8 protein-coding genes are annotated in these 9,358 nt (G+C 34.7%); 6 read left to right on the top strand and 2 right to left on the bottom strand.

Annotated elements, in window-relative coordinates; translation table 11 throughout:
* Positions 1-91 precede the first annotated feature (91 nt).
* The 3 genes from FC46_RS10340 (at position 92) to FC46_RS06675 (ending at position 2,319) form a co-directional block, all read left to right on the top strand.
* Positions 92-532 carry a DUF1828 domain-containing protein gene (locus FC46_RS10340; protein WP_236702302.1) on the top strand — a complete coding sequence of 147 codons (441 nt, stop codon included), beginning with the start codon at positions 92-94 and terminating at the stop codon, positions 530-532.
* A gap of 42 nt (positions 533-574) precedes the next feature.
* Complete coding sequence (locus tag FC46_RS10335; protein ID WP_236702301.1) at positions 575-871, top strand: DUF1829 domain-containing protein; 297 nt, start codon at positions 575-577, stop codon at positions 869-871.
* Positions 872-1,098: 227 nt separating this feature from the next.
* Positions 1,099-2,319, top strand: a complete 1,221-nt coding sequence (locus FC46_RS06675; RefSeq protein ID WP_201779057.1) for an ATP-binding protein — start codon at positions 1,099-1,101, stop codon at positions 2,317-2,319.
* A gap of 44 nt (positions 2,320-2,363) precedes the next feature.
* Here the strand turns inward: FC46_RS06675 and FC46_RS06670 are convergent, their stop codons facing one another.
* Positions 2,364-3,083 (bottom strand): hypothetical protein, encoded by a 720-nt coding sequence (locus FC46_RS06670; protein WP_057799066.1) that lies wholly within the window; start codon positions 3,081-3,083, stop codon positions 2,364-2,366.
* 88 nt (positions 3,084-3,171) lie between these two features.
* A complete protein-coding gene (locus tag FC46_RS06665) occupies positions 3,172-5,796 on the bottom strand; it encodes a cation-translocating P-type ATPase (protein WP_057799064.1) in 2,625 nt (874 codons plus the stop codon).
* Between the two features lie 553 nt (positions 5,797-6,349).
* Here FC46_RS06665 and FC46_RS06660 point away from each other — a divergent pair.
* From FC46_RS06660 to FC46_RS06655, 3 genes are all read left to right on the top strand, one after another.
* The gene (locus FC46_RS06660) at positions 6,350-6,997 is read left to right on the top strand and encodes an NAD(P)H-binding protein (protein ID WP_057799062.1); all 648 of its coding nucleotides are present in this window, start codon (positions 6,350-6,352) and stop codon (positions 6,995-6,997) included.
* A 136-nt stretch (positions 6,998-7,133) separates the two neighbouring features.
* Entirely contained in the window at positions 7,134-7,307 is a 174-nt protein-coding gene (locus tag FC46_RS10115) for a hypothetical protein (protein ID WP_157046797.1), read from the top strand.
* A 392-nt stretch (positions 7,308-7,699) separates the two neighbouring features.
* On the top strand, positions 7,700-9,355 hold the full coding sequence (locus FC46_RS06655; RefSeq protein WP_057799060.1) for a mucin-binding protein: 1,656 nt from the start codon (positions 7,700-7,702) through the stop codon (positions 9,353-9,355).
* Positions 9,356-9,358 lie beyond the last annotated feature (3 nt).

Raw genomic sequence — 9,358 nt, 5'->3', positions numbered from 1 at the left:
GAAAAAGCCAGAACCTATAAAGCTTCCAGCTTATTTAGTGCTTTCAAGTTTCAGTATATAATTAAATCATTAAGTTACGAGAGGTGTGATTATGTTCGATACAGAAAAAATGAAAAAAATATATTTTGAGTGGATTGATAAAAAGATCCAATTCGTTCCTTCGAAAACAAAAGATTATCTAACCATTACAACACCTTTTTTAGATATGTATAATGACTACATTGAATTAGTTGTTTTTAAAGGTAAAGGCACCGAGTATGTAATCAGTGATGATGGCTATACATTAGACGAGTTGGGGTTGTTAGACATTGAGTTGAATAAAAAAAGCAAGCGAAGTAAATATTTCAGATCAATATTACTTAATTTTGGCGTAAAAGAATCAGATGGAGAATTAATAATTGAATTTGATGATTTGAATGAATTCCCTGATGCGCAAAATCGCTTAACACAATGTATGTTACAGGTTTTTGACTTACTTCAAACATCTAAAAATAATGTGATTCAATATTTTAAAGAAGACGTAACTAATTAGTTTATAAATAACAATATTCCTGTAGGGGAAGATTTTAGCTTATTGGGAAAGAGTGGGAGAACTTCTAAGTTTGATCTTTTAATTGGAAGAACTAAGACGAAGAGACAACAGGCGATAAAAGTTGTTAATACTCCTACTACTTCTAATATTACTAACCCGCTATTTAGAATTATAGATGTGAGAGAGAGCCAGCCTAATACTGACTTTGCAGTTATTGCAAATAATATTAATCATACAGTTTCAAGTGATTTTAAGTCTGCTTTTAAAAATTATGATGTTCCAATCTATTTATGGTCTGAAAGAGAAGACTGGCTATCTAGTTTTCAAGTGGTAATCTAACAAAAAAGGACTACATCCTGATAATTGGGATGTAGTTTTTTTAGAAGAAATAGTTAGATAATTAAATTGATTAAAAATTTGATCAAAATTGCAAAAATAGCAAAAATGATTAAAATTTTGATCAAAAACTCTAAAAATGCAATTTTGTTTAATATTTTAATCAAAAATGTTAAAATAACAAAAACGATTAAAATTTTGATCAAAATTTACAAGGAGGGATGATCTTAATGTTTATTATTCAACGCCCCACTTATTTAGAATTTCTAAAATCATGGAAAGATAAATCAGTTATCAAAGTGGTTTCCGGAGTAAGACGATGCGGGAAATCAACGTTATTCTTTATCTTTCAAGACTATCTTCTAAAACAAGGTGTACCTAAAGAAAATATTATTCAAATCAACTTGGAAACGCCAGATTTTTTAAATTATGAAACTTCTTCGCAACTCTATGAATACCTCAAACCTAAATTGAAAGTTTCGGGTATGAAATATGTTTTTATCGATGAAGTACAACATATTAAAAACTTTGAAAAAATTGCTGATGCTTTAAATACATTGGACGATGTTGACCTGTATTTAACTGGATCAAATGGATATTTTATGTCCGGCGAACTAGGCACACTCTTGACTGGTAGATATGTTGAATTGAAAATGCTACCTTTGTCCTTTAAAGAGTACGTTGAAGGGTATAGAGAACTTTATCCCGAAGATAAGCTTAATTTAGCAAGGATGTATAATAATTACCTGCGCTTCAGCTCTTTTCCTTTTACGGTGCAGCTACATAATAATGCTGTTCAAGTTAGAGAATACCTAGATGGAATCTATTCTTCAATCCTTTACCGAGATGTGCAAACTAGACTAGGAAATTCGGATAGGGCATTACTTGAAAGAATTGTTCATTTTATCTTTGACAATATCGGCAATCAATTATCGATTAGAAAAATTGCTGATACAATTTCTAGTGATGGAATGAAAGTTTCACCAGCTTCAGTGTCAAAATATCTAGATGCGGTAGTTGGAAGCTTAATGATTTATCGAGTTCCACGTTTTGATGTTCATGGAAGAAGATTATTGAGAAGTGAAGAAAAGTATTATATTGCTGATATGGGATTAAGATACTTTTCTTTACCAACTAAAAAGGCAGATAGTGGTCATATTCTAGAAAACATTGTCTATCTGGAATTACTGAGACGTAATTATAATGTGAGCGTAGGGAAACTGAAGGATGGAGAAATTGATTTTGTTGCCCAAAAAGGCGATGAAATTGAATATTATCAAGTTTCTCAAACTGTTCTTGATTTAAAAACAATGGAGCGAGAATTGAAACCCTTTGATCAAGTTGATGATCATTATCCCAAATTTTTATTAACTCTAGACGAAATTGGTGCTGGAGATAATCTGAATGGTGTTCGACAATTAAATGTTTTAGATTGGTTGATGGATGAATAAAAAAGGACTGTATCAAATATTGGAGTACAGCCCTTTTTTAATTTCTAATTAAGAAGATACGTATTAAAACTGTCGGTTCTATCAACCACAAACTGATCTAGTAACATTGTTGCAGCCCAATCAGTGTCATCTGCCTCAAAGAATATTTCCTGGTATTTACTGAATAATTCTTTTAGAACCGCCTGAATGAAAGAAAGACAAGTTTCTTTATTTGTTGAGCAAATATAGGCAATTTCGTTGTCTTCAATGAACGCTAAATTTTCGATATTGTTATTTTGATCAACTTGAAAGTAACCACTTTTGGTTGGAACTTCTTCGAAAAATTCCTCTTTAGTAGATGTCAATGGTGATACTGCTTCGTGCACTTTTTTGTAATAATCATAGAGAAATTCACAACATTTTTCGTAAATTGAATCATCTGAAGTGAATTTTGTAATTTTTACTGGATGATTAGGCAAAGCATTTTTAAGAAGGTGTTGACTGACTTTAGGTGAGTAGCAACGTCTTTTTAATTGAAAACTATTTTTAGTTAAAAATGAGATTAACTCTTTTTCCGTTGAATCGATCATTACTTGTAGCGGCTTATTCTCGCTCTTTATAATCTCTGGAAAAGGTGAGAAGCTCGGAAAATGATTAAGGTTAAAGCGCAGATACAGATACTCATTGTGAAAAGAATTCTGATAAGTAGTGATAGTTCCTAAATTTTTACCGTTTTCTGAGATTTGATAAGTTTTATCATTAATTTTTTCGATAGAATTAGTCATTCAGCTCACCTGATCTTCAAATGCATTATTGATACTAATTATAAGACGTAGAAAAAAACAGCACAAACGTGCTGTTTCTATAATAAAATTATCTATTTTCTTGAACAACTTTAAAAATTTGAATAATAGCAGTTGGGATAAGTGCTAAAATAGCGATCCACATAAACTGATTACCAGTCAAAGGAGTGACTGCAAACAATGAATGTAATGCTGGAACGAACAAGATTAAGGCAAGAAGCAAAGTACCTGCTGCAAAAGCTGCTAAGCTGTACCAATTATTTTTGAAGCCAATCTTGAAGATGCTGTGTTGTGAACGACAGTTGAAACCGTGCAATAAACGAGCAAATGTTAAAGTTGAGAAGGCCATTGTTGTAGCGACTGCTGGGCTTGTTTGAAGACCGAGCATAAATGCTGCAATGACTCCGACTGAAATCAAGATACCTTGAAGCGTAATCTTAGTTACTAAGTCTCGATCAAGAATACCGACTTTAGGATCACGCGGCTTTCTGTCCAAGACATCTGGAGCACCCGGTTCCATACCGATTGCTAAAGCTGGTAATGAGTCAGTTACCAAGTTAATGAAGAGTAGTTGTACTGCAACAAATGGTACTGGCAAACCGCCGATTGAAGCAAACAACACAGTGATGATTGCTGACAAGTTACCAGAGAGTAAGTACATGATTGCGTTCTTGATATTTTCAAAAACAGTTCGACCATTGGCAACTGCCTTAATAATCGTAGCAAAGTTGTCGTCTGCTAAAATCATGCTGGCAGCATCTTTAGATACTTCGGTACCTGTGATACCCATGGCAACACCGATATCAGCTTTCTTCAAGGCAGGAGCATCGTTAACACCATCACCAGTCATTGAAACGATCCGGTCTTTATTTTGCCATGCATTAACGATTCTGATCTTGTTTTCTGGTGAAACACGAGCGTAAACGGAAATCTTTTCGATCTTTTGATCAAGTTCTTCGTCACTCATCTTGTCGAGTTCCAAACCAGTTACGGCGATATCGCCATCATTGAAGATACCGATCTTCTTAGCAATTGCGACAGCAGTAACCTTGTGGTCACCTGTAATCATTACAGTACGAATTCCGGCCTTCTTAGCACGGGCAACGGCTTCCACACTTTCTTCGCGAGGTGGGTCCATTTCAGAAACCAAGCCGATGAAAGTAAAGCCGTTTTCAGTTTCAGGTGATAAGTCTTCGTCTTTTTCTTTATAAGCGAAAGTTAACACACGTAACCCATTTTCTGAAAAATGGGTGTTTTGCGCTAAAATCTGTTTCTTATCTTCATCAGTCATTGGGCGAATTTCGTCGCCGATTCTGATATTATTGCAACGATCAAGTAAGACATCGATAGCACCTTTAACAAAGATAGTTGGTTCACCATGGATGAGGTGCTTGGTACTCATTAACTTACGGTCAGAGTCAAATGGAACTTCTTGCTGACGAGTTAATAATTCTCGCAAGTCACTTTCTTCAAGACCAAGTTGGTTGTTACCAAGATCGATTCCTGGAACCTTGTGGTACATATCAAGTAAGGCTGATTCGGTTGGATCACCAATAGTCTTACCTTCTTTTAAACTTGAATCATTGTTTAAGACTGCGTCGTAGAGAAGGTAACGGTGAAGTTGATTACCTAAGTCTAATTGTTCAGGCTTCAGGACTTCACCACCAATATAAATGTCTTCAACAGTCATTTTATTTTGAGTTAAAGTACCGGTCTTGTCGGAACAAATAACTGAAACGGAACCTAATGACTCAACCGCAGCTAAATTTTTGATGATTGCATTTTCCTTGGCCATCTTCTGTGTACCCATCGCTTGAACGATTGTCACGATAGAACTTAAAGCTTCAGGAATTGCAGCTACGGCTAAAGCAACTGCGAACAAAAGGGCATCCATGATTGGTTGACCACGCCAAATTTGCAGGCCAAGAACGATCGCACAGATAATTAAAATTGTAGTGGCCAACTTGGATGAGAAACTATCAAGTGACATTTGGAGTGGAGTACGACGTTCCTTAGTTTCGTTCATTAAGGATGCGATCTTACCGATTTCAGTATTCATCCCAGTGGCAGTAACTAACACGTTAGCACGGCCGTAAGTTACTAATGAACTTGAGTAGACCATGTTAAGACGATCGCCCAATGGAATTTCTTTATCAAAGTCAATGTCAGCTTTATCGATGTTAGTAGATTCACCAGTCAATGAACTTTCGTTAACTTGCAGAGAGAAATTATCTAAAATACGTCCGTCAGCAGTAACCATGTCGCCAGCTTCTAGCAGCATGATATCGCCTGGTACCACATCTTTAGAATCAATTTCAACTTTTTCACCATTACGCAAGACTTTTGCGCTAGGAGAAGAAAGAGACTTCAGTGACTCAAGTGATTTTTCTGCCCTAATGTGCTGTACAGTACCTAACACAGCGTTCAGAATCAATACGGCAATAATTACCAATGTACTTTCCAAATCGCCAGTAAAGGCTGAAATTACTGCAGCGATGATCAAGATAATAACCATCAAGTCTTTGAATTGTTCTAAGAAGACTTGAAAGGCGGTTTTCTTTTTACCTTCTACTAAAGCATTCTTACCATATTTAGCAAGGTTTTCTTCAGCTTGCTTAGTAGTTAAACCATCGCTAGTAGTTTTAAATTCTTCTAAAGCTTCGGCTTTAGTTTGTAAATAAAACGGCTTTTTCATTTTTACCTCCATACATAGGCAGTCCTGATGCAAAAAAAGAGACTAAGCCTAAACTAAATTAGTTTAAACATAGTCTCACCATTTAAATTTACAGCGGAAATTGCTTTCGTGATATGACGCCATAAATACAAAAGAATTTTGTCGGTTACTCCCTATAATTTATATTTAAATATTATGTCATATAGGCATCTTATTTGCAATAGTGGAAAAAACAAAAGTCTTGATATAAATATTCGATTTGAACATTATATCAAGACTTTGTTTAGTTTAGAACCTACTCCTACTGCCTCTAAACTTGATCTGTTCGTTCTATTATACAGGTAACAGGAGATTATGCAACTTTATAATTTTTTCAATGAAAGCGGTTGACTTACAAAATATTAGTGCTACTATGTAATTGTAAGTAAGAAAGCGCTTTTATGGAAGGATAAGAAAATGTTTTTAACTGAAATTATTCCAGTTTGCACTGCACGCTAATCAGCTGATTAACTTGTTGGCTGATTAGAAAACATCGTAGTTTTTATCAAATAATCAGTTTTATAAGGAGAAAAAAATGACTAAAATTGCTGTATTAGGTGCTAGTGGACAAATTGCAAAGTTAACAGAAGAATTTCTATTAAAGGATGAGAACAACGAATTGATCTTGTTCTTGCGTCATCCAAATAAGTTAGACAAGTCTAAGATTGATGAAAGTCGTGAAAAGATTGTCGTTGGGGATGCCAGCAAGGAAGATGAAGTTGCAAAAGCTATTAAGGGAGTCGACATTGTCTATGCTAACTTAGCGGGTGGCAATATTGAAGACCAAGCTAAAGCAGTAGTGAAAGCAATGGATCAAGATGGGATTAAGCGTTTGATCTGGATTTCTTCACTAGGTGTCTATGATGAAGTTCCAGGTAAGTTTGGTGAGTGGAACAAGAATATTCTAGGTTCTTATTTGGCCACTTATCGTGCTGCCGCTGATGTAATTACTGCTAGTGATTTGGATTACACAGTCATTCGTCCTGCATGGCTTACTAATAAGGATGAAGTTGATTATGAAGTCACCTATGGTGCGAACACTGCCTTTAAGGGGACTGAAGTTTCCCGCAAGAGTGTGGCTAGCTATATCAATGATTTGGTTGAAAATCCAAGTCAAGATATTCGCGGCAATGTTGGCTTGAACAAGCCAAACACTGATGGCGATAAGCCAGCTTGGTATTAATCTAGCATGAAGATGTATTTTTAAAGAATTTATTATGAATCGCTTTCATTGATGTGTTTTGCTGCGAAAAACTCTTTTAACTCTGTAAAATATTAACTATAGATAAAGATGTATTTCGGGTTATAAGGAGAAAAGCATGAACACACGTAATATTCATGAAATTCAAAAAAAGATTGCCAAAGCAGGATTAACTGGTCACATTGAATGTAAGAATATTGATTACTTTCAAAGGGCAAATAAGGCACAAAAGCGTGCAAGTGAGATTAATCTTGGAAAAGTGCTAGGCTATTTAGCAACATCAGAAGAATAGACTATAAATCGAGCAAAACGAGATGTAGAAGTTATAAGAATTTCTATATCTCGTTTTATTTTTAAAAAAATAGTGGTTCACGATTAATTAAATTACAGAAAAAAGAATTTAAATCTATATTGATTACAGAATTGGGCTAGAAAAGCTTGATTCTGTTTTTGATATAAAATAACAAAATAAAGCTAAGCTTTCCGAAAAGTAGAGTCTAAAAATCGCAGTTTAAAAGCTTTTAATCATAGTTATTTACTTTATATATAACAGCTGTTACAATTGAATGTGAAATGTATGCGTGATAAATTTGTGTTTGGATATAGAAAAATAGATGAACTTAATGTGACCAAATAGCAAAGGATGAATCACTAAAAGTGCGAAAAACTGGGAGACGATCTACTATGATTTCAGAAGAACAATTGATGAATGATGATGAAAAAAAGACTGCAAATCCTAAGGTCAAAACACATGCTGACAACGCACCACTTTTAACCCAAAGTAATAAGACAGTATCTTTCGAAGCAAAAAAAGAAGAATATATCGAAAAAGCAGAAAGTGAATTACAAAGAGCTAACTTAGCTGTCCTTGATGCCAATCACATCACTGGAAAAGGGGAACAAGGTAACCTGATTTACCAAGTTTTAAAGAATTATACCGTTAGCGGCAAGGCTAATGACGTAATTGATTTTGCCGGTGCTGATAGTGATATCAAGGCTTTTTTAGCGCGGAATTATGAAATAAATAGTATTTATAGTGAAGGGCAAAAAATTGAAGCAACTGACTATCAAACTGCTTCACAAGATTGGAAATTTAACAATCAAACTAATAACACACAACACTATTTTATTTTCTTAAACCACACTACTGATCAAATTAATAAAGATAATAATTATGGTCGCAGCGACTTAGTTAAGACAGTCACTGAAACTATTCATTATCAAGATGAAAATGGCGATTCTATAACTAAAGATTACGTTAACCAAGCAACTTTTTTTGCGGCCGGTGGAGTTGATAAAACAACTGGTAAGTTAATTCAATTCGACAATAATGGTCAAGTTTTGACTGATGAACTTGGTAATTGGAAAGAAATTGATATTGCTGATGCAGATATTAATGATCCAAACAATTTTGTCTGGTCAAAAGAAGTCAAACTTCATGCCTATGATTTACCTCAAGATTTAGATGGGAATTTTGAAATTAAATCTATTTCTCCAGAAGCTGCTTCAAGCGATGGAATGAAATCGATTATGGCTTACCAAGTTGATCATAACAGTGAAGATTTCACGATTAATGTTACTTATGCTGTTAAGAAGAATGTTAATGATGTGCCAGCTGAGGCAGTGGTTGTTTCTAACCAAGTTAGTTTTGTGGATGAAACCACTGGTTATGTTTTGGAAACGCAAATCTTTGAGGGAAGAGTGGGCGATGAGGTAGTCTATTCAACTAAAGACAAAATTGCTGGATATGAAAAAGAAGGCTACGTTTTAGTTCATAGTAACTTTGAAGATGGTAATGAAGTTTTCAAGCCAGTAAGTGCTGAATACCAAATTCAACTTGCTCACGGTGTTAAAGAAAAGAATATTCAGAAGGTAGTAACTTGTCTACTTAGCTATGCTGATGAAAACGGTGAAAAGCTTGCTGATCCAATTAAAAATGAAGTGGAATTTACTTACAATGGTTACGTTGATCAAGTAAATGGTAATTGGGTAAGCGCTAAAGATGCTGAAGGTAAATTAATTGTTGATAAAGTGATCAAGCAACCTAATTGGAAAGAAAGAAACGCTTCCCAAAGCGCTATTCTTGCTAAAGAGATTGATGGCTACCGTTACAAGACCCTTTTAGGCGCGGCAGATGCAAAGTTAGGTGTTGATTTAAAGACTGGTGCAGTTGATTTGAGCAATTTGCATGAAACCAGTAACAATTCAGATTTAACTTTAATTTATCAAAAGACTGCTGCTAAGAAAGTTGTTAGAACTGAACAACCACGTAGATTGTCAGCTCAATCTTTAGCATTTATGAATATGATGACTCTTGTAATTCCAAGTAAATTAAAATAATTT

It is taken from the genome of Lactobacillus kalixensis DSM 16043 (assembly GCF_001434335.1).
Lineage (GTDB): Bacteria > Bacillota > Bacilli > Lactobacillales > Lactobacillaceae > Lactobacillus > Lactobacillus kalixensis.
Note: the sequence above shows the minus strand (reverse complement) of the source record. Positions and strands in the feature narration are given on the sequence as shown.

Bases quoted from the DNA above. Each gene is read 5' to 3' on its own strand.
- FC46_RS10340 (WP_236702302.1), top strand. From the start codon at position 92: ATGTTCGATACAGAAAAAATGAAAAAAATATATTTTGAGTGGATTGAT.
- FC46_RS06675 (WP_201779057.1), top strand. From the start codon at position 1,099: ATGTTTATTATTCAACGCCCCACTTATTTAGAATTTCTAAAATCATGG.
- FC46_RS06670 (WP_057799066.1), bottom strand. From the start codon at position 3,083: ATGACTAATTCTATCGAAAAAATTAATGATAAAACTTATCAAATCTCA.
- FC46_RS06665 (WP_057799064.1), bottom strand. From the start codon at position 5,796: ATGAAAAAGCCGTTTTATTTACAAACTAAAGCCGAAGCTTTAGAAGAA.
- FC46_RS06660 (WP_057799062.1), top strand. From the start codon at position 6,350: ATGACTAAAATTGCTGTATTAGGTGCTAGTGGACAAATTGCAAAGTTA.
- FC46_RS10115 (WP_157046797.1), top strand. From the start codon at position 7,134: ATGAACACACGTAATATTCATGAAATTCAAAAAAAGATTGCCAAAGCA.
- FC46_RS06655 (WP_057799060.1), top strand. From the start codon at position 7,700: ATGATTTCAGAAGAACAATTGATGAATGATGATGAAAAAAAGACTGCA.